Consider the following 23,900-nt stretch of genomic DNA (forward strand, 5'->3'; position numbering starts at 1 on the left):
CGTGTTTCGCGCGCGTGGCGCGATGAAAAAAGAGGCATGGCCGCGAGTTGCGACCATGCCTCTTCTGTTTCGTGGCGTTGCTGCGCGGCGAGCACAGCGGACATTATTTGCTCTGCACCCGCGCTTGCAGCGCGTCTGTGCCCGACGCGGTGCTCTGTGCGATGGACGGCGCGCCGACTGACGTGGCCGCAGCCCTCGGCGCCGATGCCGGCGGCGGTGCGGGCGCCGCGACATCGCCGGTCTCGCGATTCATCTGCGACGCGTCCCAGCCGCCGCCGAGTGCCTTCACGAGCCCCACCGACGACACCATCCGCTGCCCGGCGATATTCTCGAGCTTCTGTTCGGCGGTGAAAGCCGTGGTCTGCGCGGTCAGCACATTGACGAAGCCGACCGTGCCCGCCTTGTACTCGTTCGTCACGATGGCGAGCGCCTGGCGCGCCGAGTCGACCGCCTGCCGCTGCACGACGATTTCCTGTTCGAGGATGCGCAGCGCCGCGAGATTGTCCTCGACGTCCTGGAACGCGGCGAGCACCGTCTGCCGATAGGTCGCGACATCCGCGTCATAGGTGGCACGCGCGGCCTCGGTTTGCGCTTTGCGCAGGCCGGCGTCGAAGATCGTCCCGGCCAGTTGCGGGCCGAGCGTCCAGAAGCGCGACGGCAACGTCAACAATTGCGAGAACACCGAGTTCTCGAAGCCGCCGGTCGCCGACAGCGTCAGCGACGGGAAGAAGGCGGCGATCGCCACGCCGATCTGCTCGTTCGCCGCCGCGGCCTTGCGTTCCGCCGATGCGATATCCGGCCTGCGTTCGAGCAGCGCGGAGGGCATCTGCGCAGGCACGGCGGGCGGCGTCGCGGTGAGCGGCATCGGCGGCAGGGAGAACATCGACGCGGGCACGCCGACCAGCACCGCGATCGCGTGCTCGTCCTGCGCGCGCTGGATGCCGTTGTCGATCGCGGCGGCCTGCGCCGATTGCAGCTGCGTTTGCGCCTGGATCACGTCCGAGCGCGCGGCGACGCCGGCCGCGTACTGATTCTGCGTGAGTTGCAGCGAGCGTTGATAGGCGATCACGGTGTCGTCGAGCAGCTTCTGCGTGGAGTCGAGCGCGCGCAGCAGGAAGTAGGTCTGCGCGAGCGTGGCCTGGGCGGACAGGCGCGCGTTCGCGAGGTCGGCGGCCGCGCCCTGCTGGCCGGCTTTCTGCGCGTTGACCGAGCGCGTGACCGAGCCCCACAGGTCGGGCTCCCAGCTCGCCGTCATCTGCACGTTGAAGCTGTTGGTGATGCCCTCGCGACTGGTCGCCGTAGTCGCATTACCACTGGTTTGCGTGCCGTTGCCCGAGCGCGTCGCGCCCGCCGACGCACCGATCGTCGGGAAGTACGCTGCCCGCGCTTCGCCGACGAGCGCGCGCGCCTGCCGGTAGCTCGCGGCGAATTGCGCGATGGTCTGGTTCGCGGTGTTGAGCTTGGCTTCGAGTTCGTTGAGCTTCGGGTCTTCGTAGATCGCCCACCAGTCGCCGCGGTCGTGTTGATCGGCGGGTTCGGCGACTTTCCAGCCGGGCGCGGCTTCCTTGAACGACGCGGGGATCTCGGTGGCCGGCCGCTGATAGTTCGGACCGACCGCGCAGGCGGCCAGGAGCGTCGCGCAGGCCGCGCTCACGGCAAGGGACAGGACGCGCGGAGCAAGCGCCCGCGACATTCGATCAGACTGCATGCAATGAATTCCTTCTGGACGCCGCAATGCGGCCGGGAATGGCGCCACCGGCCGGGCGAGATCGTGGTCTGCCGGAATGTTAGCGTATGAGCCCGCGCGAGCGCGGGAAACTGAAAGCCGAAAGGTTAATGCGAGGCGGTGCGCAGGTGTGTTACTTGCGGTGACGCGCTGGTTACGCGTTGTTACCGGCGGCGCGAGGGGCTGCGGGTTCGCGGTGGTTCAGATGGCTAGACGAAGCGAAACTGTGTGCCGAAAAGCGCGCTGCGAATCGGTGCACCTTCAGAGCCGCGATTCCGTGGATTGGGTCTGCTGGCGTTGACGCTGACACGCGAGCTTGCCAGCGGAGGCCCGGCACGACGCACCGCCAGGCGCGAGGCAAGCGTTACCGCTGTTGGCCGTCGCGGGGACGACGTTTCCCGCCTTTATCACGAAGCTTTCCTTCGGCAGCACGATCTCGCTGGATTCCGCGCCCACAACGCTGCCTTTGCTCGCCCGCTTCGTCCCCCTTCGATGCTCGGCCCACGCGAGCAACGCGACACCCACCGACCCACCCGGCAGCACGAACAGTCCCGCAAACAGCGCGAGCTTCCACCAGCGGTGTCGGCCCTGGAAGGTATGGAGTGCGGAATCGGTCAGTGAGCGGCTGAGGCCGCCAAGCGTGTTTTTGAGGTACAGCATCGGGGAAATCCTTTGGCGCGCGTCGCGAGGCGGGCGGCGTGCGGTCGATCGGTCAGAACATGGTCTCGAATGGCGCAGGACGCGCGAAACTCATTGCTTGTCATAATATTGACTATGCAATCAAATTTCAAGATACTGTGCGGCGCAATTGATTCGACTGTTGTATTTCGGTTGGCCTCGTTGCGCACCGCAAAATGCGATTTGACTTGTCTGCTTAGGCAGCTAAACTTCGTCTTGCCTGGATGTTGCGGATACCCCATGACTGATGGCCCCTACAAAGCGGACGAGGTCGAGCTCACGAGCAGTCTCGGCTACTACCTGACGAAAGCGCGCAACGTGCTGGTCGAGCGCACGGACCGTGCGGTCAAGCCGCTCGGGCTCACCGCGCAGCAGATCGGCGTGATTCTGATGCTGTCGTCGCGGCGCGCGAGCACGCCATTCGAGCTGTCGCGCGCGATGTCGTACGACAGCGGCTCGATGACGCGTCTGCTCGACCGGCTGGAAAAGAAGGGCTTCGTCGTGCGCACCCGCAGCAGCGACGACCGACGCATGGTGAAACTTGAGCTGACGCAGCAGGGCCACGAGGCCGCGCGCCAGTTGCCGAACCTCGGCGCAACTGTGCTGAACGACCAGTTGCGCGGCTTTACCGCCGAGGAGCACGCGACGCTGATTCACCTGCTCGCCCGTTTCATCGCAAACGGTCCCGAGGCAGACGCCGACGTGGGTTGCGGACCGGCGCCACCGCCGGACGAGCCGCCGGGATGAGCCGAGGCATGCGTCAAACAACGGTCGTCGTCGGATGGCGGCGGCGCGTCATCACGAAGTACTAGCGGGACAATCACGAGGCGCTTTTCAAAGGCGTCATTGTCATCAGATATCTGTCTGGGCAGAGGGTGATGCGGCATGCAAGCATGGTATCTGAAACACCCGATAAGGCTGCCGCGACAAGCTTTCGCCGCCTGAGGAGAACAAACCTATGGATGCCACGGCTTCCAACGCCACGCTGCCCGCAGCAGAACTCGCCCCGCTCCAGGGCGGCACGCTCGCGCTGCTGACCGTCGGCCTTGCGCTCGGCACCTTCATGGAGGTGCTCGACACCTCGATCGCGAACGTCGCGGTGCCGACCATTTCCGGCAGCCTCGGCGTCGCCGCAAGCCAGGGCACCTGGGTGATCTCGTCGTACTCGGTCGCCTCGGCGATCGCTGTGCCGCTGACCGGCTGGCTCGCGCGACGCGTCGGCGAGGTACGACTCTTCACGCTGTCCGTGCTGCTGTTCACGATCGCGTCGGCGGCCTGCGGTTTCGCGCACAACTTCGAATCGCTGATCGCATTCCGGCTCGTGCAAGGGCTCGTGTCCGGGCCGATGGTGCCGCTGTCGCAGACGATCCTGATGCGCTCGTACCCGCCCGCCAAACGTGGACTCGCGCTCGGCTTATGGGCGATGACCGTGATCTGCGCGCCGATCTTCGGCCCGGTGATGGGCGGCTACATCACCGATAACTTCACGTGGCCGTGGATCTTCTACATCAACGTGCCGATCGGCCTGTTCTCGGCGTTCTGCGCGTATCTGCTGCTGCGTGGCCGCGAGACGCAGACGACGCGCCAGCGCATCGACGCGGTGGGCCTCGCGCTGCTCGTGACCGGCGTGTCGTGTCTGCAGATGATGCTCGACCTCGGCAAGGACCGCGACTGGTTCAACTCGACGTTCATCGTGGCGCTTGCCGTGATCGCGCTCGTGTCGATCGCGTTCCTGCTCGTGTGGGAGTTGACCGAGAAGGAGCCGATCGTCGACCTGTCGCTGTTCAAGGATCGCAACTTCGCGCTCGGCGTCGTGATCGTCTCGTTCGGCTTCATGGCGTTCTTCGGCTCGGTGGTGATCTTCCCGCTATGGCTGCAAACGGTAATGGGCTATACGGCCGGCCTCGCGGGTCTCGCCACGGCACCGGTCGGATTGCTCGCGCTGTTTCTGTCGCCGATGATCGGCAAGAACATGCATCGGCTCAATCTGCGCATGGTCGCGAGCTTCGCGTTCATCGTGTTCGCGATCGTATCGTTCTGGAACTCGGCGTTCACGCTCGACGTACCGTTCGGCCACGTGATCCTGCCGCGGCTCGTGCAGGGGATCGGCGTCGCCTGCTTCTTCGTGCCGATGACGACGATCACGCTGTCGAGCGTGTCCGACGAGCGTCTTGCAAGCGCGTCGGGTTTGTCGAACTTTTTCCGCACGTTGTCGGGCGCGATCGGCACCGCGATCAGCACGACGTTCTGGGAAAACGACACGATCTATCACCACGCGATGCTTGCAGATACGGTCAGCACGTATTCGGCGAACACCAACGCCTATACGAATGCGCTGGCGGGCGCCGGGCTCTCCGGCGACAGCCTGACCGCGCAGCTGAACCAGGTGGTGACGAGTCAGGCGTACATGATGGCCACCAACGACTTCTTCCGCATCTCGGGCGCGGCGTTTATCGTGTTGGCGGTGCTCGTGTGGATCACGAAGCCGCGCAAAGGCACCGGGCCTTCATTAGGACACTGAAGCAAACGCGCGGCAGCGGCGAACGCATCGCCGCTGCGCCCACCGCTCGATCTATTGCGACATCGTCTCGCCATTCGGCAGCCTGGTCGTGTTACGGGGCGTCGTCTCCGGATGCGTCGCATCGGGCGCGTTCTGCGATGGCGTCGCGCTGCCTTGCGGCGCGCTGGCGGCTGTGCCCGTGGTGCCTCTCACATACTGCTTGAAATCCGCACCGGCTTCCCACGGATTCGGCTTGCAGCCGAGCGAGCTGTCGCAATGCGCCGAAAAGCCGATCGTGGTGGTGCCATCGGGACCCGCGGCGCGCGTGATCTCAAACGCGAGCGCGCGCTTGCCGCCGTCCGGGCCGGCGGTCTGGATCAGTGAGTCGTTAGCGGTCTCGATCTTGTATTTCGAATGACTCGCGACCCACGTTTGCGCCCGTTGCCACCAGAGGTCGCATTCGGCCTTGTTCGAACACGTCAACGGCCTGGTCGCGATCTGCATGACATCGGGATCGACCTGACCCTGGGTCGAGCATGCCGTCGTCGCCAAGAGACACAGCGCGGCCAACAGAGCTTTGTTCTTCACGTCGATACCTCCCCTGTGGAGCATGTCATAAGATTTTGGACTACCCCATCGAAGCGGTGTTTCACCCAGATCGGAGAATCGCGACGTCGCGCGGAGTATTTGCCGATTCCGCGGACGCCTGAAGAGCGCAATCCGTAGAGGTTACCTGCGCGTTACTCGGGGCAAAGAAAAAGCGGCCACGTGGGCCGCTTGAAGCACTTCCGGGATGCTGTGGTCCGAACGCTCAGACGCTGAAGCGATTGAGCGTATAGGCCCGATACGCAGCGACGAACGCATCGAACGAACCAACCTCGTCGCGTTCGAGTTTCGCCTGTTCGTCGAGCGATCGCACCGCGAGGTCGGCAAACGCCTTGGACTGCGCGGCATCGAGCGGACGCGCACGGAAGTACGCGGCGTGCGCTTCGCTTTGCGCGAGGCCGAACGCGAGGAAGCTTTGCTGCTGGTCGCGCATCGTTTGCAGCACGCGCGCCGATGGCGTCAGCGACACGTCCGCGAGCTTCGCGCGTTGCGCGGCGACCGCGCGCGCGTGTTCGTCGCCGCCCTTCAGGCTGTCGAGCACGGCCGCCGCGGCGTCGATTTTCACGAGCAGTTCGTCGGCCCAGTCGATCATCGCGACCGGCTTGCCGTCGCGAACCAGTTCGAGGCCTGGCTTGCGGCCTTCCATCGTCACGCGGCCGAAGTTCTGGTTCGCTTCGGTGTACGCGGGCGGAGGCAGGGGCGCGCTGTCGTCGAGCGCGCACACGAGCAGGTACGCGTCGAGAAAGCGCGACGTTTCGAGCGAAATGCCGGCCGGCTCGAACGGATCGATGTCCATGCAACGCACTTCGACGTATTGCACGCCGCGCGCGGCGAGCGCATGCAACGGCCGCTCACCCGGATACGTGACGCGCTTCGGACGGATCGTCGAATAGAACTCGTTTTCGATCTGCAGCACGTTGGTGTTGATCTGCACCCACTCGCCGTCGCGTTGCGTGCCGATCTGCTCGTAGGCGGGATACGGCCGGCTCACGGCTTTCGCGAGCGCGTCGAGATAGCCGGGCAGCGTGTCGTAGTCGGCGTGCAGCGCGGCTTGCGCGGCCGTGTTCGAATAGCCGAGATCGCTCATGCGCAGGCTGGTCGCGTACGGGCGGTACAGCGTGTCGGCGTCGAACGTCTCGAGCGTGTGTTTGCGATCGCGGAGAAAGCGCCGATCGAGCGCCGGCGACGCGCCGAACAGATACATCAGCAGCCAGTTCGTGCGGCGGAAATTGCGGATCAGCGCGAGATAGCGGGCGGACTGGAAGTCGACGGCGTTCGCGGTGGATTGCTGATCGGCGTGCAGCAGGCGCCACACGTCTTCGCTCAGCGAATAGTTGTAGTGGATGCCCGCGATGCACTGCATCGTGCGGCCATAGCGCAGCGCGAGGCCGACGCGGTACACGTACTTCAGCTTGCCGATGTTCGAGGAGCCGTAGTGCGCGATCGGAATGCCATCGTCGGTGGCGGGCAACAGTCCCGGCATCGAGTTGTTCCACAGGATCTCGTCGCCGAGCTCCGCGTAGACGAAACGATGCAGCACGTCGAGTTGCGCGAGGGTTTCGGCGGCGTCCTGCTCAGCCGGCGTGATCAGCTCGAGCAGCGCCTCGGAGTAGTCGGTCGTCAGCGACGGGTGCGTGAGCGCCGAGCCGAGCGCGCGCGGATGCGGCGTCATCGCGAGTTGGCCGTTGCGCGTCACGCGCAGGCTTTCCCTTTCGATGCCGCGCAGGCCGCGTATCAGCACATCGCGCTGCGGGCTCGAGTCGAGCACGGACAGGCGGTGCGAAAGCGCGTCGGTCGTGCAGGAAGGTGTGGTGTTTGGCATTGATGCAAGTTGGGCGTTGCCGGTCGCCGTGTATCGCCAGACGATTCACAGACGGTATAGCGGCTGACAACGTTCGGCGGAATTTTCAGTAGCGGGCACTTTAACATCTCGCCAGAACCGCTGCTTGCGGCCACTTCGGCGGAGTTTCAGCGAGCACGTCGAGGTCGCGCTGAACTACGCCATCGGCATCGGCACGTCGCGACGACGCTCAGCTCATCCCCCGCGCGCAGCGCCCGCCCGATCCGCCACCTCGTTCCACAGATGCATCGCGGCATACGCGCGATACGGCCGCCACGCGTCGGTGCGGCTGCGCTGTTGCGCGGGCCGTACGAGCGAAGGATCGCGCGCGCAGATCGATTGCATCAGCACGAGATCCGCCTCGGGCCATGCATCGGGATCGCGCCATGCACGCATCGCGACGTATTCGACGGTCCAGGGGCCGATGCCCGCGAGCGCGAGCAATGCGGCACGCAGGCTCGCGGCATCGACGGTGTCGCTGCTGTCGAGCGGCACGTCGCCGCTCGCGACCGCACGCGCGAAGCCCTGCAACGCGGCGACGCGTTTGCCCGGCATGCCGATCTGCGCGAGATCGACTTCGGCGAGCGCGGCCGGCGTCGGAAAACGCCACGCGGTGTTTTCGTGCGGATGCCCGTCGATGCGTTCGCCCGCTCGCTGCACGAGCCGTCCGATGATGGTCGTCGCGGCCTTCACGCTGACGTGCTGACCGACGATCGCGCGCACCACCAGTTCGAAGCCGGACCACGCACCCGGCACGCGCAGGCCGGGCACCGCGGCGACGAGCGGCGCGAGCCACGGGTCCGCCGCGAGTCCGGCGGCGATCTTCTTTGGATCGGCGCGCAGATCGAACATTCTTGCGATTGGCGCGGCGAGTGCATCGGCGTGGCGGCTCGCCGGCCCTTCGATGCTCGCGACGATGCAGCGCTTGCGCGGATGCAGCCGCACGCTAAGTGTGCCGCCGTCGCCGTTCCAGTCGATCGCGCGACGATACGCGCCGTCCTCGACGGCTTCGACGCCAGGCGTCGCGCGGCCGCTGAAAAAGCGCAGCAGCCGCGGCCAGTCGAACGGTGCCTTGAACGGCAATTCGAGAGTTGCAACCTCGTGAAGCGTGCTCAAGCGGCGTGATCCAGTTGGGAGTTGTGGGAGTCGGCATCTGTGCGGCTTGCGTCGCGGCGGAGCGCGTCGCTGGCTGCAACGCCGCCTGCGTGCTGCGCCTCATTGTCGAGCAACGCGGCCTTGCGCGGCAGCCCCCAGCGATAGCCGGCGAGCGCCCCGCCCTTCTGCACGACGCGATGGCAAGGAATCGCGAGCGCGACCGGGTTGGTCGCGCATGCGCTCGCGACGGCGCGCACCGCCCGCGGCGAGCCGACCGCCTCGGCGATCTGCGAATAGCTGCGTGTCTCGCCGTACGGGATTCGCCGCAGCGCATCCCACACGCGCTGCTTGAATGCGGTCGACGCGATATCGAGCGGCAACTCGAAGGCCTGGCGCGTGCCGCGCAGATACGCGTCGATCTGTGCGATGAACGGCGCGAGCCGGCCGGCGTCTTCGCGCAGCTCGGCATTCGCGAACTCGCCGCGCAATTCGTCGATCAGCAGCGCGATGTCGTCGCCGAAACCGATCTTGCAGATGCCCTTGTCAGTCGCGGCGACCAGCACGAAGCCGAGCGAGGTCGGCGCGCTCGCATAGCGCACCGTCAGGCCCGCGCCCTTGCGGCGATACGCGGACGGCGCCATGCCGAGCTCGGCCGGCGCGCTGTCGTACATTCGCGACGGCGAGCCGAAACCGGCGTCGAGCGTCGCGCGCGTGACGTCGGCGCCGCCCTGCAGCGCATCGCGCAACGCGGCGCCGCGCTGCGCGGCCTGGTATTGACGCGGCGAGACGCCGACCACGCGCTTGAACAGGCGCTGCAAATGGAACGGGCTCACGTGCACGGCATCGCTCAGTTGCGCGAGCGTGAGGCGCTGCTGCGGATCGGCGTCGAGCGCTGCGCACGCCCTGGCGACGATGTCGAGCTCGCGCGGCAGACCGCCGGGCTGGCAGCGCTTGCAATCGCGAAAGCCCGCGGCGCGCGCGGCGGCGGCATCGGTGAAGAAAGCGACGTTTTCGCGGCGCGGCTGGCGCGACGCGCACGACGGCCGGCAGAACACGCCGGTCGTCCTGACCGCGTAGAAGAATGCGCCGTCGGCATCGCGGTCGCGGTGGGTGACGGCGTCCCAGCGTTCGTCGTCGGTGCGCCACTGGGCGGTGTCGACGTCGGCGGCGGCGCGCATGGGGACGGAATGGCGAGTGGTGGCGTTCATGATGTCCTGGGGCCCGGATGGGCAGGCAGTGTCGATGCTCATCAATCTAGGCCCGAACGCTACACAGTACGCGCCGGATCTTGCTCTGTCATTCGGACGCGCTTGTCCGTACCCGTAGTGGGGTCAAACCCGGCAAATCGCAATCCGAAGCGCCTTGGAATGCCCTGCGGCCGGATGTTTTGCCTCAAACTGCGGCAATTTCGCACGATATCGGGTTTTCCCTTAAAAAGTTATTGCGTCGCACCAAGCCGATGTGTATATTAGTGCTTGTCTCCTCCATGTCTCCTCCTGATATGGATTCAGCCCGCTCCACTTGAGCGGGCTTTTTTTTGCCTGCGGTTTTTGTCCGCGCCTGGTTTGCATTTGGTCCGGTTCGCCCACGACTTCCCGCCGATCCACCCCGCCCTTTCCTTTCTCCTACACTTCCTAATCGGTTCTCCGAACTAGCGAAAGGGCGTTCGAAATGAAAATCCACATTCGCGAGATCGACCACGTCGTGATCCGGGCGACGCAGGTCGAAACCCTCGCGCGCTTTTACTGCGACGTACTCGGTTGCAGTGTTGAAAAGGAGCAGCGCGAACTCGGCCTCACGCAACTGCGCGCGGGCCGATCGCTGATCGATCTGCTGCAGGTCGGCGCGAAGCTCGATCGCGCGGAAAACGGCGCGGCGGGCACGGGGCGCAACATGGACCACCTGTGTCTGCGCGTCGAGTCGTTCGACGCCGACGCGTTGAAGGCGCATTTGAGCGCGCATGGCGCGCGGCTCGGCGAACAGGGAGTGCGTTATGGCGCGGACGGATTCGGGCCGTCGCTGTATCTGTTCGACCCGGAGGGCAATATGGTCGAGCTGAAGGGGCCGCCGGAAGCGGCGCGGGTCACGTCGCTCTGAATGCGAGAACGAAGCGGCGCAAAAACTGGTTCAGACCTGAGCCGTCACGCATCGGCGGGCGCCTTGAGTACGGTCCAGTCGATCTTCACCGCATCGGCTTCGGCGCTGCCGAGCCATGCTTCGCCGTCCTGCACCGTGCATTGCAGCCGCATCGTGCGTTCGGCAAGCGAGCCGAGCGATGCCGCGACGTCTTCGCCGAGCGTCCAGACCGTCACGTTGCGCAGGCGCTCGACCTTGTTGCGCACGCCCTGCCACCAGATTTCCGAAGTACGCCCGCCATACGCGATCACGACCACGTGATTCGCCCGCCCGCTCGCCTTGGCGATGCGGCGCTCCTCGGGCTGGCCGACCTCGATCCACGTGTCGATCGCGCCGGTCAGATCCTTCGCCCACAGATCCGGTTCGTCGACATCCGACAAACCTTTGCAGAACTCCAGCCGTTCCTGCGCGAACAGCGCGAACGCGGCGACGCGGACCATCATCCGTTCGTCGGTTTCGGAGGGGTGACGGGCGATCGTCAGCGAATGGTCGGCGTAATAGTGCCGGTCCATGTCAGCGATCTGCAGTTCCGCCTTGTATATCGTCGATTTGAGAGCCATGCCGTTGCTAAACCAGGCGCTCGCTCCACCGGAGCGCAGCGAAAATGAATCGTCGACGGCGCGTTGCCGTTTCTTGTGTTTGCTGTACATCGTATGTTCCTCCCGCGCCGTTAGCCGGTGCCTATGACACAGAAGGAAGCATTTACCGGGCCACCGCAGGTTCCGTGGCCGTGCCGTATACGTCGCGAGCCGCATCTCGCAGCGCGTCGAGCACGACGGCGGCCGCCGGCGACAACAGATGCGACTGGCGCGTGATGATACCGAATGTATCCATCCTGCAAGGCAAATCGATCGGTACGCGCTTCAATACCCCGTACTGTTGGTACTGGCGCGCCACTTCATCGGGCAATACCGCCAACATGTCGCTTTGCAGCAGCAGGCTCGAAATCGCGAGGAAGTTGTTCGTATTGACGACGTTCTGCGGCGGATTCAGGCCGATCTGCGAAAACATCAGGTCGAAGCGATGGCGCAGCACGCTGCCCGGCGGATGCAGCACCCAGCTCGCGTTGACGATGCCGCGCAGCGTCAATCCCGTTTCATTTTCGAGCGGATGGCCGGGACGCGCGACCACGCACAGCGGTTCGTCGGCGAGCGGTTCGTAGCGCACGTCGGTCTTGAACTGGTTCTGCCTTTCGAGCACGCGGCCGATCATGATGTCGAGATCGCCTTCGGCGAGCCGCGGCAGCATCACGTCGGAGGTCTCGACCTCGGTCCAGATCTGCAACTGCGGATAACGCGCCTTCACGCTCGCGATCGCGCGCGGCACCATCGTCGCGGCCGCCGCGGCGATCACGCCGATACGCACCTGACCCGCGAGCCCCGCGCGCAGCGCCGAGATTTCGTCGTGCGCCTGGCTCAGGTTCGACAGCACCATGCGCGCGTGGCGGATCATCACCTCGCCGTACAGCGTCGCGTGCATACCGTGCGGCGTGCGGTCGAACAGGCTCACGCCGAGCATGTCCTCGAGCTCTTTCAACAGGCGCGACGCGGCCGGCTGCGTCATGCCGAGCACGTCGGCCGCGCGGCGCACGTTGCCCTCCTCCTCCATCGCGGCAAGCAGCAGCAACTGGCGCGTCTTCAGCCGCGCGCGCACGAACCAGTTCGAATAGCTACGCGTCATCGCAGGGTCTCCTGGGTCTTTACGAGCGATTTTTGTACGTTCTTCCTCTGAAGCTCCATGATGCCATACCGAAACTGATATCGGAGAAGCCTAAAAAGGGATTGGAAAGTTATTGGGCCGGCTCATACCATTCGTGGACTTTTGTGAACTTACGGTGCGCCTTTTTTCGCCGATGAACCGCGATCCGCTCGTCCCCCTCGTTGCCAGCCCGTTTCGCCATTACATCAATGGCGGATGGGAGACTGGCGCGACCACGGGCGTGTCGCTCAATCCGTCGGATCTCGACGAGCCGGTCGGCGAATACGTGCGCGCGGACGTGCGGCAGACCGACAGCGCGATCGAGGCTGCGCACGCGGCGTTTCGCGACTGGTCGCTCGCCTCCGCACAGCGCCGCGCCGACGCGCTCGACGCGATCGGCAGCGAAATGCTCGCGCGCCGCGAGGAGCTGGCCCGGCTGCTCGCGCGTGAAGTCGGCAAGGTGCTGCCCGAGGCGCTCGCCGAAGCGACGCGCGCAGGGCAACTGTTCAAGCTATTCGCGGCCGAGGCGCTGCGCGCGTTCGTCGAGCCGCACGCGTCGGCGCGTGCCGGCGGCGAAATCGACGTGACGCGCGAGCCGCTCGGGGTGGTCGGCATCATCGCGCCGTGGAGCGCGCCGCTCGCGATCGCCGCGGCGAAGATCGGCGCCGCGCTCGCGCACGGCAACTGCGTCGTCTACAAGCCGGCCGAATCGGCGCCGGCCTGCGCGGCGGCGCTCGCGTCGATCGTCAGTCGCGCGGGCTTGCCGGCCGGCGTGTTCAACCTCGTGATGGGCAGCGGACGCAAGGTCGGTGCGCGCATCGTCGCGCATCCGCTCGTCGCGGCGATCAGCTTCACCGGTTCGTCCGACACCGGCACGCGCGTGCTGCAGGCCGCCGCGACGCGCCAGGCGCGCGTGCAGCTCGAGATGGGCGGCAAGAATCCGTTCGTCGTGCTGGCCGACGCCGATCTCGACGGCGCGGTCGACGCGGCGCTCACCGGTGCCTTCAGCGCGACCGGCCAGCGCAGCACGGCTGCCGCGCGGCTGATCGTCGAACGCGCGGTGTTCGCGCCGTTCGTCGACGCGTTGCAGGCAAAGCTCGCGAAACTCACCGTCGATCACGCGTTGAAGCACGGCACCGATATCGGCCCGGTGGCGAACGCCGCGCAGCTCGAACGCAATCTCGACTACGTGCGCGTCGGCGAGCAGGAAGGCGCGCAGTTGCTGCGCGGCGGGCGGCGACTGGAGCGCGCGACGCGCGGCTATTTTTTCGAGCCGGCGCTGTTTATCGGCGAATCGGAGCATCGGATCGCGCGTGAAGAGATTTTCGGGCCGCTCGCGGTCGTGCTGCGCGCGGACGATTACGAACACGCGCTACATCTCGCGAACGACACCGCCTACGGACTGTGCGCCGGCATCTGCACGCGCTCGCTCGAACGCGCGCGGCATTTTCGCCGCCACGTGCAGAGCGGTCTCGTCACGATCAATCTGCCGACCACGACCGTCGAGCATCACGGACCCGGCGGCGGCCGCAAGGCGTCGGCCTATGGCGCGAGCGATGCCGCGTTCTGGACCGCCGTGAAAACGGCGTACCTGGCGAGCTAGAAGCAATGAGCCGCGCCACCGTTTTCACCGCGACTCGCGCGAACCGCCCGGCGTGCCGCGCGCAGATCCGACCCGATTCGCGCGACGGCTGACGCCGCCCGCGTTACCCCGCTGCAACTACACGACATCAATGCAGCTTTTCACCCTCAGGAGACAGTAGATGACCAGCAAGCTTCGCCGTTTGACCCTGACCGCGATGGCCGCCGCCGCCCTCGCCGCCCCGTTCGCCGCACAACTGTCCGCCCAAGCGGATGAGCCGCTCAAAGTCGGCTTCCTCGTGAAGATGCCCGAACAGGCGTGGTTCATCAACGAACAGAAAGCCGCGAGCGCGCTCGGCAAGAAGGACGGCTTCTCGGTCGTCAACATCGGCACGCCCGATGGCGAAAAAGTGCTGGCCGCGATCGACAACCTCGGCGCGCAAGGCGCGAAAGGCTTCGTGATCTGCGCGCCCGACGTGCGTCTCGGACCGGCGATTCAGGCGCGCGCGAAGCGCTACAACATGAAGTTCGTGACCGTCGACGACCAGCTGGTCGATTCGACCGGCAAGCCGCTGGCGAACGTGCCGCACCTCGGCATGTCGGCCTTCAAGATCGGCAACCAGGTGGGCCAGGCGATCACCGACGAAATGAAGCGCCGCGGCTGGAAGCCTGAGGAAGTCGGCGCGCTGCGTATCACGGACTATGAGCTGCCGACCGCGAAGCTGCGCACCGACGGCGCGACGCAGTCGCTGCTCGCCGGCGGCTTCAAGAAGGAAAACGTCTTCGACGCGCCGCAGAAAACCACCGACGACGAAGGCGGCTTCAACGCGGTGTCGCCGGTGCTCGCGCAGCATCCGAACATCAAGAAGTGGGTGATCTTCGCGCTCAACGAGGAAAGCGTGCTCGGCGGCGTGCGCGCGACCGAACAGCTGCATATTCCGGCCGCGGACGTGATCGGCGTCGGCATCAACGGCGCGGGCGAGGCGTTCGCCGAGTTCCAGAAGAAGGAACCGACGGGCTTCTACGGCACGATCGCGGTCAGCTCGACGAACCACGGCAAGGAAAGCACCGAGAACCTTATCGAGTGGATCAAGGACGGCAAGCAGCCGCCCGCCGACACGCAGACCACCGGCAAGCTGATGGTGCGCGGCAACTGGCTGGACGTGCGCAAGGAACTGGGTATTTAAGCGAGGTTCTCGCAGCAGACGGCGGGCCGCCTCGTGCCTCGCGTTTAGCGCGAGCGCGGCCCGCTCAGGTTCATCCGTTCGAGGTTTTTCGATGACGTCCTTATTCACCGGGTCTCATGCCAGCGAGGCGGCGCTCGCGCCCTCGCCCGCATCGACGCCCGCATCCGACGCCCCCTATCTCCGGCTCGACGGCATCACCGTGCGCTTTCCGGGCGTGCTCGCGCTCGACCAGGTCTCGCTAGAAGTGCGCCGCGGCGAGGTGCACGGCCTGATGGGCGAAAACGGCGCCGGCAAATCGACGCTGCTGAAGGTGCTGTCCGGCGTCAATCATCCTGTCTCGGGCACGTTGTCGCTCGACGGCGTCGAGCAGCAGTTCGCGACGACCAAGGCGGCGATCGCCGCGGGCATCGCGATCATCTATCAGGAACTGCATCTGGTGCCGGAGCTGACGGTCGCCGAGAATCTGATGCTCGGCGCCCTGCCGAATCGCTTCGGCGTACTGGACGAAAAGGCTTTGGTCGCGCGTGCGATGCGCGAGCTCGAACGGCTCGGCGAAAAGCTCGATCCGTCGCAGCAGGTCAAGCATCTGTCGATCGGTCAGCGGCAGATGATCGAAATCGGCAAGGCGCTGATGCGCGACGCGCGCGTGATCGCGTTCGACGAACCGACCAGCTCGCTGTCGTCGCGCGAAACCACGCAACTGTTCCGCATCATCCGCGCGCTGAAGGCCGAAGGCCACGCGATCATCTACGTCACGCACCGGATGGATGAAGTCTACGAACTGTGCGATCGCGTCACCGTGTTTCGCGACGGCCGCCGCATCGACACCTTCGAGGCCGGCGCGGGACTCGACCGCGATCGGCTGATCAGCTGCATGGTGGGGCGCTCGATCACCGATGTGTACGGCTATCGCGCGCGCGAGCACGGCGACGTGCAGCTTCAGGTCGACGGCCTGATGGGACCGGGCCTGCGCGAACCGGCTTCGTTTTCGGCGCGCAAGGGCGAGATCGTCGGCTTCTTCGGACTCGTCGGCGCGGGCCGCTCCGAGCTGATGAAGCTGATCTACGGCGCGGTCAAGCCGAGCGCCGGCGAGGTCGCGCTGAAGGGCAAGCGCGTGCAGTTCGCCACGCCGCGCGACGCGGTGCGCGCCGGTGTCGCGCTGTGTCCCGAGGATCGCAAGCAGGAAGGCATCGTGTCGATCGCGTCGGTGTCGGACAACCTGAACATCAGCTGCCGCCGCCACTTCAGCCGCTTCAGCGTGCTCAACGGCCGCAAGGAAGCGCAGACCACCCGCGAGTTCATCGGCAAGCTCGCGATCAAGACGCGCAACGGCGACACGCCGATCGGCACGCTGTCCGGCGGCAATCAGCAGAAGGTGATCCTGTCGCGCTGGCTCGCCGAAGAGATCGACGTGTTCCTGATGGACGAGCCGACGCGCGGCATCGACGTCGGGGCGCGCAGCGAGATCTATGGGCTGCTGTATGGGCTCGCCGAGGCGGCCCGCACGGTCATCGTCGTGTCGAGCGATCTCGCCGAGGTGATCGGCGTGACCGATCGCGTGATCGTGATGAAGGAAGGCCGCATCGTCGGCGATCTGCCAAAGGCGCAGGCCACGCCGGATGCGCTGATCAAGCTGGCATTGCCGCGCTGATCGCCCAACGGATCGCGCCACCAGACCTCTTACCGAATATCGCAACGAAAACGGCATTGAATGGAACAGACATCATGAATACACCTTCCACCGATTCCTCGACCCCCGCCGTCGCCTCCGTGGGCTTGGCCGCGCGCGCCGCGCGCACCTGGGACCTGATCAACAAATCCGGCATCGTGATGGTGTTCGTCATCCTGTTCGCGGTGCTGTCGTTCACGGTCCCAGACTTTCTGAGCACGCGCAATATCCAGGGCCTGCTGCTGTCGGTCACGCTGATCGGCTCGATCTCCGTCACGATGATGTTCGTGCTCGCGCTCGGCGAGGTGGACCTGTCGGTGGCGTCGATCGTCGCGTTTTCGGGCGTGGTGGCTTCCGTGCTGATCACCGCGACGCACAGCGTGTTAGTCGGCATCACGGCCGGCGTGCTCGCGGGCGGCGCGGTCGGGCTCGTCAACGGCACGCTGGTCGCGCGCTACAAGATCAACTCGCTGATCGTCACGCTCGCGATGATGGAGGTCGTGCGCGGCCTCGCGTACATCACGTCGAACGGCGACGCGGTGATGATCTCCGAGGAGCGCTTCTTCGACCTCGGCGGCGGCTCGTTCCTCGGCATTTCTTATCCGATCTGGAGCAACATCGTCGGCTTCGTTCTGTTCGGCTTCCTGCTGAAAAAGACCGTGTTCGGCAAGAACGTGCTGGCCGTCGGCGGCAATAGCGAAGCGGCTGTGCTCGCGGGGCTGCCCGTCACGCGGATCAAGATCACCGTGTTCGTGCTGCAAGGCCTCGTGACCGGCTTCGCGGGCGTGATGCTCGCGTCGCGCATGAGCCTCGGCGATCCGAAGACGTCGGTCGGGCTCGAGCTCGGCGTGATTTCCGCGTGCGTGCTCGGAGGTGTGTCGCTGACGGGCGGTGTCGCGACGATCTCCGGCGTGCTGGTCGGCGTGCTGATCATGGGCTCGGTACAGGACGCCATGAGCCTGCTGAACGTACCGACGTTCTACCAGTACCTGATTCGCGGCGGCATCCTGCTGCTCGCGGTTCTGTTCGACCAGTTCCGCCGCAGCAAGCGCGTGCACTGACGCGCCGTTGCTCGTGGCCGGTTTCCTGCGCTTTGCGAGAAGGCGTACTGCCGATGCGGGTCGATAAAACCCGCATCGGCTTTTTTATTGCAGGTGAAGCCTGGCAAGTATCAAAAGCAATAAAAAAAACGGCTTGGCATCGGAATGCCCAAGCCGTCTCTTTTAGCTCACGCGTTCACGCCTGCGACTTTTAAAGCCGCAGCGGATACGCATGCGACGGTATTCCGGCTTTTGCCGGAATACCGGTGTTGTACTTATTGCTTGATGAATCGGTCGTTCGCCCAGAGCCCCTCGGTATCGCTATTGGCTGAATTCACGAACTCGACGTCGTGGCCGACCACGCGCACCACGCGGAAACTCGAGTCGGTCGGAGTCGACACGCATTGATATCCGGAGAAGAATTCCTGCATCTGCTGCTGTTCACCGGCTTGCGCGTGGTGATCGGCGGCATCGAGCTTGTCCTTCGATACGCAGCCATAGGCATTGGCCTTGAACTGGATCGTTTGCTGCGGCTTGATCACGACGTCTTGCGCCTGAACGCTAGCGGCAGCCAAACCCGCGATGGCGAAAACAACGGCAATTCGAGTTTTCATTCGTTCCTCCGGGGCGGGCCGAAAAAAATCTCGGTTAGCTATGTATTTAACTTTAACGGTGGACCCGCATCTCGCACTCTAGGAGAACCGATGAGAACGACAAGCACATCTTGTGTGCGATCGCAACAGTGGCGAATTGTCGCACCTGCTGTCGAAGCTGATTAAAGCTTGAGCACACGCCTGACCGAATGGCAATGAAATGAATAACTAAAAATCCACACTCGCATATGCCTTAGCTGGTAAAGCTTTGCGCGCGCATTCACGTAAACGTGTAGCGTCAATTAAGCGATTTAATACAATTTAATCAACGGGTTTGTGCATCGCACACAAAGTCATTCCACAGGCAAAAGCTGCGATGCGCAATAACGAGGCAAGTGCAGAAAATAAACAGTGCCAGCCGTATCTCACGGGCCCTGGTGAAACGCTTGCAACGCGCCATTGCCGAAAACGCATGAAAAAAGCCGCGCGGCGCAAAACCGCGTGGACAGGCGAGGGGGGCGCGATCGCAGTGCGATGTACCCTTCGCGTGCGGCCTGAATCCAGGTGGATCTTCGTCGAGCCGGTATGCGGGTACAGGCGGTGCTCTACAATGAAAATGAATCTCCTGCACCCGGAGGCTATCGTGAACGAGCACGTCATACTCGGGATTTTTCTGGTCGTTCCGCTGCTGATCGTCATGTTTCTTTTTTCCGACGAACTGTGGCAGGAGCATCGAGACCTGCACGACGGACGGCCGTTGCGAGCGCGTCGCCGACGCATCGACTGGCGGCATCCGCTACGCCGTTCGCGCGAGCGGCTCTGAGATTGCGAAGCGGGTCCCCAAAGAAAAAAAGCCTGCCACAGGGGCAGGCTGAAAAAAAGAGATCCACACTCAATGCCTTGAACACAAGGCAATAGCAGTCTAGTCGCGACACGCCAATCGGTGGTTTCAACGGCTTTTACAGTTGTTACCGGGCGTGACCGTAATGCGGGGCGCGACGTTGCGTCGGCAGGGCCTCGCGTCGCGCTTCAATGGGCGCGCCAGTGCGCGCGAATCCGTTTGGCGAGCGCTTCGAGCGTGTCCGGATCGGCGACCTCGCGCGCATGCAGCTTCAGCGGTTGGCCTTCCCAGCGCGGAATCACGTGGAAATGGACGTGCGGCACTGTCTGTCCCGCCGCCGCGCCGTTGAACTGGCCGATGAACACGCCGTCAGGACGCAGTGCCGCGCGCACCGCGATCGCGAGCTTTTGCGCCATGCGCGTCGACGCGACGAGCGCCGCATCCGACAGATCGAAAATTTCCGCGACCGCTTCCTTCGGCACGACGAGCAGATGGCCGTCGGCCTGCGGCATCAAGTCCATGAAAGCCAGCGCCTGGTCGTTTTCGGCCACCTTGATGCACGGTAGTTCGCCGCGCAAGATTTTGGCGAACGGGTTGCTGTCGTTGTAGCTCATCGCGTTTCCTTTCATTTGGGCTGGGTTCGATTCACGGGTCGAGCGGGATACTTTTTTGCGTAGCTTCGCACCGCGGTTTCCTATTCTCTACCCGAACGCTTACGCCACGCGTGCGGCACGCCGGATCGCTTGAGGTGGCTGGCCGAACGCGCGCAAAAACGCGCGCCGCATCCGCTCGGGGTCGATGAAGCCAGTGTCGGCTGCGACGGTTTCGATCGAATGACGGCCGGTTTCGAGCATGGTGCGAGCCGCCTCGACACGCAGCGCCTCGATCGCGCGGGCCGGCGACTGGCGCGTCTCGTCGCGAAACGCGCGGCTGAACTGGCGCGGGCTCAGATGCGCGACGTCGGCGAGCTGCTCGACGGTCAGCGGCTCGCGCAGATGGCTCTTCGCATACGACAGCGCGTTCTGGATCCGATCGGATTTCGGTTCGAGATCGAGCATCGCGGAGTACTGCGATTGCCCGCCGGTGCGCCGGTGATAGACCACGAGCTTCTTCGCGATCGCACGCGAAACCGCGACGCCGAGGTCGCTCTCGACGAGCGCGAGGCACAGATCGATACACGCGGTCATGCCGGCCGACGTCCACACCGAGCCGTCGACGATGAAGATGCGGTCCTCGTCGACCCGCGCGCGCGGAAAGCGCCGTTGCAAATCGCGCGCATGCGCCCAGTGCGTAGTCGCGTGACGGCCGTCGAGGATGCCCGCTTCGGCGAGCACGAACGCGCCGGTGCAGATGCTCGCGGTGCGGCGCGAGGCGGCGAGGGCGTCGTTCAGAAACGCGAGCAGCCCCGGCGACGACGGCGCGATCTCCATCGCGCCGGTGACGATCACCGTGTCGTAGGCGGGATCGCCGAACGGGCGCGTCGCGACCTCGACGCCCGCCGAGCTGCGCACCATGCCGCCGTGCTCGGAGATCACCGCGACGTCGTACGCGGGCTCGCCGGTGTCCTGATTGGCGAGTTCGAAAATCGATACCGCGACCATGTCGAGGATCTGAAAGCCCGGAAAGACCACCACGGCGATGCGTTTCATCTGCGATGTCCGAAAACGAGGGGAATACGACATTTGAGACAAAACAGTACGCGCCTAAACTCAGCTCGTCAACCCCGTCGTATCAGCGCAAAAGCCGCCAGGCGGCGAGTTCACGGATGTTCCCATTCACCGGACAGGCGGCCGCATCATGCGCAGCCCGCAAGGAGAGCTTCAATGGCAACGCAGGCAGACAAGGGCGTACAAGGCAATTCGAACGAAGGCAACGGTACGGCGGTGGTCACGGGCGCATCGTCGGGTATCGGCGCGGTCTACGCGGACCGGCTCGCGCGACGCGGCTACGACCTGCTGCTGATCGCGCGCGACGGCGCACGCCTCAGCAGCCTCGCCGACCGGCTGACGAAGGAAACCGGCCGCCGCGTGAGCACCGTCAGCGCCGATCTGACCAACAAGGCCGACGTGCGCCGCATCGAGAACCAGTTGCGCGCCGAGCGCGGCATCACGATGCTGATCAACAACGCGGGCGTCGGCGCGACCGCGACGCTGATCGACTCCGACATCGATGAACTCGAGCAGATGATCGAACTGAACGTGAGCTCGCTCACGCGCCTGACGGCGGCGGTGTTGCCGGGCTTCATCGCGCGCGGCGCCGGTACGGTGATCAATATCTCGTCGATCGTCGCGCTGGCGCCGGAATTGTTGAACGGCACCTATAGCGGCACCAAGGCCTACGTGTTGAACCTCACGCAGTCGCTGCATCACGAGGTGGGCGGCAAGGGCGTGCGGCTGCAAGCGGTGCTGCCGGGCGCGACGAGCACCGCGTTCTGGGATCGCGCGGGTCTCGCGGTCGAGAACCTGCCTTCGCAGATCGTGATGAGCGCCGAGGACATGGTCGACGCGGCGCTTGCCGGTCTCGATCAGGGCGAACTGGTGACGATCCCGTCTTTGCCCGATGCCGCCGACTGGGAGCGTTTGAACAGCGCGCGTTTGCATCTGCAGCCGAATCTGTCGCGCAGCGCGCCGGCCGAGCGCTATACGCGCGCCGTGGCCGCGTAAGCCGAAGGTCGAGGAGGGCGGCGCCAGACTCAGCCGCTCACGGCCACTTGATTCTTGCCGTCGTGTTTCGCGCGATACAGGCCGACGCCGGCGGCCTCGATCAGCGACGTGACCGGTTCGGCGGCCGACGGCACCACCATCGCCGCGCCGATGCTGATCGTGACGACGCCCTCTGCCGAGCCCGCATGGGTGATCGCGCGGTCTTCGACCGCGATGCGGATTTTCTCCGCGAGCAGGCGCAAGCCGCCCGCCGACGTGTCCGGCACGACCACCGCGAACTCCTCGCCGCCGAAGCGCGCGGCGAGATCCAGTGAATGGCCGAGGCACGCTTCGATCGTATGCGCGACGCTCTTCAGCACTTCGTCGCGCCGGCGACGTGCCCGTAGGTGTCGTTGTAGGCCTTGAAGTGGTCGACGTCGATCATCAGGAGGCCGAGGCCGGTCTTGTCGCGGGTGCCACGGTGCCATTCGGCCGCCAGATACTGGTCGAGGTAGCGGCGGTTCGACAGGCCGGTCAGACCGTCCGAATGCGTGAGCCGCTGCAACTCCAGATTCGTCGCCAGCAGTTGCCGCTGAGATTGCCGCAGCGCGCGGTACGCCTCGTCGCGTTGCAGCAGGTGTAGATACGAGCACGAGTGATAGCGGATGCGCGCTATCAGCTCGATGCGGTCGGGCAGCTTCACGAGGTAGTCGCTCGAACCGGCCGCGAACGCCGCGCTTTTGACGAGCGGCTCTTCGTTGGTCGACAGCACGACGATCGGGATGTCGCGAGTGGCGGGATTCAGCCGGTATTGCCGCACCAGCGTCAGACCGTCGGTGCCCGGCATCACGAGATCTTGCAGGATCACCGTCGCGCGCGTTTCCTCGGCGCAGCGCACCGCGTCTTCCCATGACGCGCAGTAGCGAAAGTCGATGCCCGGCTCGTCGGCGAGCGCCTCGCGCACCCCCTCGGCGATGACCGCCTGGTCGCCGACCAGCAGCACCATGATCGGGCACTCGGCCGCCGGCGGGTCGGCGAGGATGCGCGCGAGCGCGTCGTCGCTGGCGAGACTGGGCGCATCCTCAGCGACGAGCGCGTGCGCCTGCGCGTTCGCGTCGTCTGCGGGATGCAGCGTTGCGGCGTTCTGGGGCGGTTTAGAGGTGTCCATGTGGCTCGGCCAGGATGAAGTTCAGGGAGGGCACGTCAGCTTGCGGGGAGGCGAGGCGCTCGTTGACCACTGCCCTTGGTCAGATAATAGTCGGCGCCCGCATCAAGGCCAGCGCGGCGATCTTCCCCGCGATGCCTGGATGAAAAGCAGCGCAATGCCCTGCGTCGGTTAACGCGTCCAACGTTATGCACCTGTTACAGAGTTAATCTCCGGTTACCAACTGCAGCATCTATTTCCGCGCGCGCCGGCGACAATTCGTCCATGCCTGAACGGCGGGAGCTCAATATGAAAAAGATCGCAGTGGCGTTGGTAATGGCGGGTAGTTTGACGGTGGCGGGCGAGGCGTCCGCGCACGGACACGGCGGTGATGTGGTGGGTGCGCTGATTGGCGGCGCGGTGCTGGGCGCGGTGGTCACCTCGGCGTTGACGCCGGCGCCGGTGGTCGCGTATCCGCAGCCGGTCTATGCCGAGCCCTCGTACCAGCCCGCGCCGGCTTACGTGGCACCGCCGCCCGGATATTGCTACGACCAGTATCAGCGCGCATATGTCGCGTGCGGCGCACCGCCGCCCGGACAGTACGGCTATGCGCAACCGCAACCCGAGCCGCAGTGGTGAGCGCAGCCAGCCTCTGATGCGCGGATGATTCAGCCGAACAACGCGCAGACAAAAAGGCCGTCGCCCAATGCGACGGCCTTTTTCCATTTGAGGCACGGCTTAATGCTTGTGATGCAGCCACTCCGCGTAATGCGTGTCGAGCCAGCGCTCGAGCCTGGGCGGCCTGGACGGGTCGCGGTGACGCGACATCATCCAGATGGCAAGGCCGACCACCAGCATGACGGCGGGCCCCATCAGATAAGCGAGCATTGATTCAGGCATCGGAACCTCCGTATCGGCTTGCAT

22 protein-coding genes and 1 pseudogene are annotated in these 23,900 nt (G+C 65.1%); 10 read left to right on the forward strand and 13 right to left on the reverse strand.

The genetic code is table 11. From position 1 onward, the window contains the following. Window positions 1-103 precede the first annotated feature (103 nt). Entirely contained in the window at window positions 104-1,708 is a 1,605-nt protein-coding gene (locus tag OKW26_RS33930; RefSeq protein WP_429356365.1) for an efflux transporter outer membrane subunit, read from the reverse strand. A 279-nt stretch (window positions 1,709-1,987) separates the two neighbouring features. Next, a complete protein-coding gene (locus OKW26_RS33935) occupies window positions 1,988-2,386 on the reverse strand; it encodes a hypothetical protein (protein WP_090802318.1) in 399 nt (132 codons plus the stop codon). Between the two features lie 258 nt (window positions 2,387-2,644). On the opposite strand from OKW26_RS33935, the gene OKW26_RS33940 reads away from it, so the two are divergent. Then, window positions 2,645-3,151 carry a MarR family winged helix-turn-helix transcriptional regulator gene (locus OKW26_RS33940; protein ID WP_090802317.1) on the forward strand — a complete coding sequence of 169 codons (507 nt, stop codon included), beginning with the start codon at window positions 2,645-2,647 and terminating at the stop codon, window positions 3,149-3,151. A 211-nt stretch (window positions 3,152-3,362) separates the two neighbouring features. Then, the gene (locus tag OKW26_RS33945) at window positions 3,363-4,925 is read left to right on the forward strand and encodes a DHA2 family efflux MFS transporter permease subunit (RefSeq protein WP_429356366.1); all 1,563 of its coding nucleotides are present in this window, start codon (window positions 3,363-3,365) and stop codon (window positions 4,923-4,925) included. 51 nt (window positions 4,926-4,976) lie between these two features. Here the strand turns inward: OKW26_RS33945 and OKW26_RS33950 are convergent, their stop codons facing one another. From OKW26_RS33950 to ada, 4 genes are all read right to left on the reverse strand, one after another. Beyond that, complete coding sequence (locus OKW26_RS33950; RefSeq protein ID WP_429356367.1) at window positions 4,977-5,492, reverse strand: hypothetical protein; 516 nt, start codon at window positions 5,490-5,492, stop codon at window positions 4,977-4,979. Between the two features lie 223 nt (window positions 5,493-5,715). Continuing rightward, window positions 5,716-7,332, reverse strand: a complete 1,617-nt coding sequence (gene gshA, locus OKW26_RS33955; protein ID WP_429356368.1) for a glutamate--cysteine ligase — start codon at window positions 7,330-7,332, stop codon at window positions 5,716-5,718. Between the two features lie 213 nt (window positions 7,333-7,545). Beyond that, window positions 7,546-8,466, reverse strand: a complete 921-nt coding sequence (locus tag OKW26_RS33960; RefSeq protein ID WP_429356369.1) for a DNA-3-methyladenine glycosylase family protein — start codon at window positions 8,464-8,466, stop codon at window positions 7,546-7,548. Then, window positions 8,463-9,653, reverse strand: coding sequence for a bifunctional DNA-binding transcriptional regulator/O6-methylguanine-DNA methyltransferase Ada (gene ada / locus OKW26_RS33965; protein WP_429356370.1), 1,191 nt, complete (start codon window positions 9,651-9,653; stop codon window positions 8,463-8,465). Before ada ends, OKW26_RS33960 begins: the two co-directional genes overlap by 4 nt. Before the next feature lie 463 nt (window positions 9,654-10,116). Here ada and OKW26_RS33970 point away from each other — a divergent pair, with 463 nt between their 5' ends. After that, the gene (locus OKW26_RS33970) at window positions 10,117-10,542 is read left to right on the forward strand and encodes a VOC family protein (RefSeq protein ID WP_184060970.1); all 426 of its coding nucleotides are present in this window, start codon (window positions 10,117-10,119) and stop codon (window positions 10,540-10,542) included. A 44-nt stretch (window positions 10,543-10,586) separates the two neighbouring features. Here the strand turns inward: OKW26_RS33970 and OKW26_RS33975 are convergent, their stop codons facing one another. Further along, window positions 10,587-11,141, reverse strand: a complete 555-nt coding sequence (locus OKW26_RS33975; RefSeq protein WP_184061040.1) for a YaeQ family protein — start codon at window positions 11,139-11,141, stop codon at window positions 10,587-10,589. Window positions 11,142-11,283: 142 nt separating this feature from the next. Then, a complete protein-coding gene (locus OKW26_RS33980; RefSeq protein ID WP_429356371.1) occupies window positions 11,284-12,261 on the reverse strand; it encodes a LysR family transcriptional regulator in 978 nt (325 codons plus the stop codon). A gap of 172 nt (window positions 12,262-12,433) precedes the next feature. On the opposite strand from OKW26_RS33980, the gene OKW26_RS33985 reads away from it, so the two are divergent. From OKW26_RS33985 to araH, 4 genes are all read left to right on the forward strand, one after another. After that, window positions 12,434-13,882 (forward strand): aldehyde dehydrogenase family protein, encoded by a 1,449-nt coding sequence (locus OKW26_RS33985; protein WP_429356372.1) that lies wholly within the window; start codon window positions 12,434-12,436, stop codon window positions 13,880-13,882. A gap of 160 nt (window positions 13,883-14,042) precedes the next feature. After that, window positions 14,043-15,047: an arabinose ABC transporter substrate-binding protein gene (locus tag OKW26_RS33990; RefSeq protein WP_429356373.1), complete on the forward strand. Its 1,005-nt coding sequence runs from the start codon at window positions 14,043-14,045 to the stop codon at window positions 15,045-15,047. 91 nt (window positions 15,048-15,138) lie between these two features. Then, window positions 15,139-16,698, forward strand: coding sequence for an L-arabinose ABC transporter ATP-binding protein AraG (gene araG, locus OKW26_RS33995; protein ID WP_429356374.1), 1,560 nt, complete (start codon window positions 15,139-15,141; stop codon window positions 16,696-16,698). Between the two features lie 74 nt (window positions 16,699-16,772). Beyond that, window positions 16,773-17,777, forward strand: a complete 1,005-nt coding sequence (araH, locus tag OKW26_RS34000; protein WP_184060966.1) for an L-arabinose ABC transporter permease AraH — start codon at window positions 16,773-16,775, stop codon at window positions 17,775-17,777. Window positions 17,778-18,031: 254 nt separating this feature from the next. Here the strand turns inward: araH and sap1 are convergent, their stop codons facing one another. Then, entirely contained in the window at window positions 18,032-18,370 is a 339-nt protein-coding gene (gene sap1 / locus OKW26_RS34005; RefSeq protein WP_018418921.1) for a surface attachment protein Sap1, read from the reverse strand. Window positions 18,371-18,992: 622 nt separating this feature from the next. On the opposite strand from sap1, the gene OKW26_RS34010 reads away from it, so the two are divergent. Beyond that, window positions 18,993-19,172 carry a hypothetical protein gene (locus OKW26_RS34010; protein ID WP_090805511.1) on the forward strand — a complete coding sequence of 60 codons (180 nt, stop codon included), beginning with the start codon at window positions 18,993-18,995 and terminating at the stop codon, window positions 19,170-19,172. Window positions 19,173-19,378: 206 nt separating this feature from the next. On the opposite strand, the gene OKW26_RS34015 is transcribed toward OKW26_RS34010, so the two are convergent. Together OKW26_RS34015 and OKW26_RS34020 are read right to left on the reverse strand one after the other, a co-directional pair. Beyond that, window positions 19,379-19,804, reverse strand: coding sequence for an HIT family protein (locus OKW26_RS34015; RefSeq protein ID WP_090805510.1), 426 nt, complete (start codon window positions 19,802-19,804; stop codon window positions 19,379-19,381). A 99-nt stretch (window positions 19,805-19,903) separates the two neighbouring features. Further along, on the reverse strand, window positions 19,904-20,839 hold the full coding sequence (locus tag OKW26_RS34020; protein WP_429356375.1) for a GlxA family transcriptional regulator: 936 nt from the start codon (window positions 20,837-20,839) through the stop codon (window positions 19,904-19,906). A gap of 174 nt (window positions 20,840-21,013) precedes the next feature. On the opposite strand from OKW26_RS34020, the gene OKW26_RS34025 reads away from it, so the two are divergent. Then, window positions 21,014-21,853, forward strand: coding sequence for an SDR family NAD(P)-dependent oxidoreductase (locus OKW26_RS34025; RefSeq protein ID WP_429356376.1), 840 nt, complete (start codon window positions 21,014-21,016; stop codon window positions 21,851-21,853). A 29-nt stretch (window positions 21,854-21,882) separates the two neighbouring features. Here the strand turns inward: OKW26_RS34025 and OKW26_RS34030 are convergent. Next, window positions 21,883-23,000: pseudogene (locus OKW26_RS34030) on the reverse strand (diguanylate cyclase). Window positions 23,001-23,285: 285 nt separating this feature from the next. Here OKW26_RS34030 and OKW26_RS34035 point away from each other — a divergent pair. Then, complete coding sequence (locus OKW26_RS34035) at window positions 23,286-23,615, forward strand: ecotin precursor (protein WP_429356377.1); 330 nt, start codon at window positions 23,286-23,288, stop codon at window positions 23,613-23,615. 99 nt (window positions 23,616-23,714) lie between these two features. Here the strand turns inward: OKW26_RS34035 and OKW26_RS34040 are convergent, their stop codons facing one another. Next, window positions 23,715-23,876, reverse strand: coding sequence for a hypothetical protein (locus OKW26_RS34040; protein WP_184036753.1), 162 nt, complete (start codon window positions 23,874-23,876; stop codon window positions 23,715-23,717). Window positions 23,877-23,900: the final 24 nt, after the last annotated feature.

This window comes from Paraburkholderia sp. 32, assembly GCF_050435345.1.
GTDB classification, from domain to species: domain Bacteria; phylum Pseudomonadota; class Gammaproteobacteria; order Burkholderiales; family Burkholderiaceae; genus Paraburkholderia; species Paraburkholderia tuberum.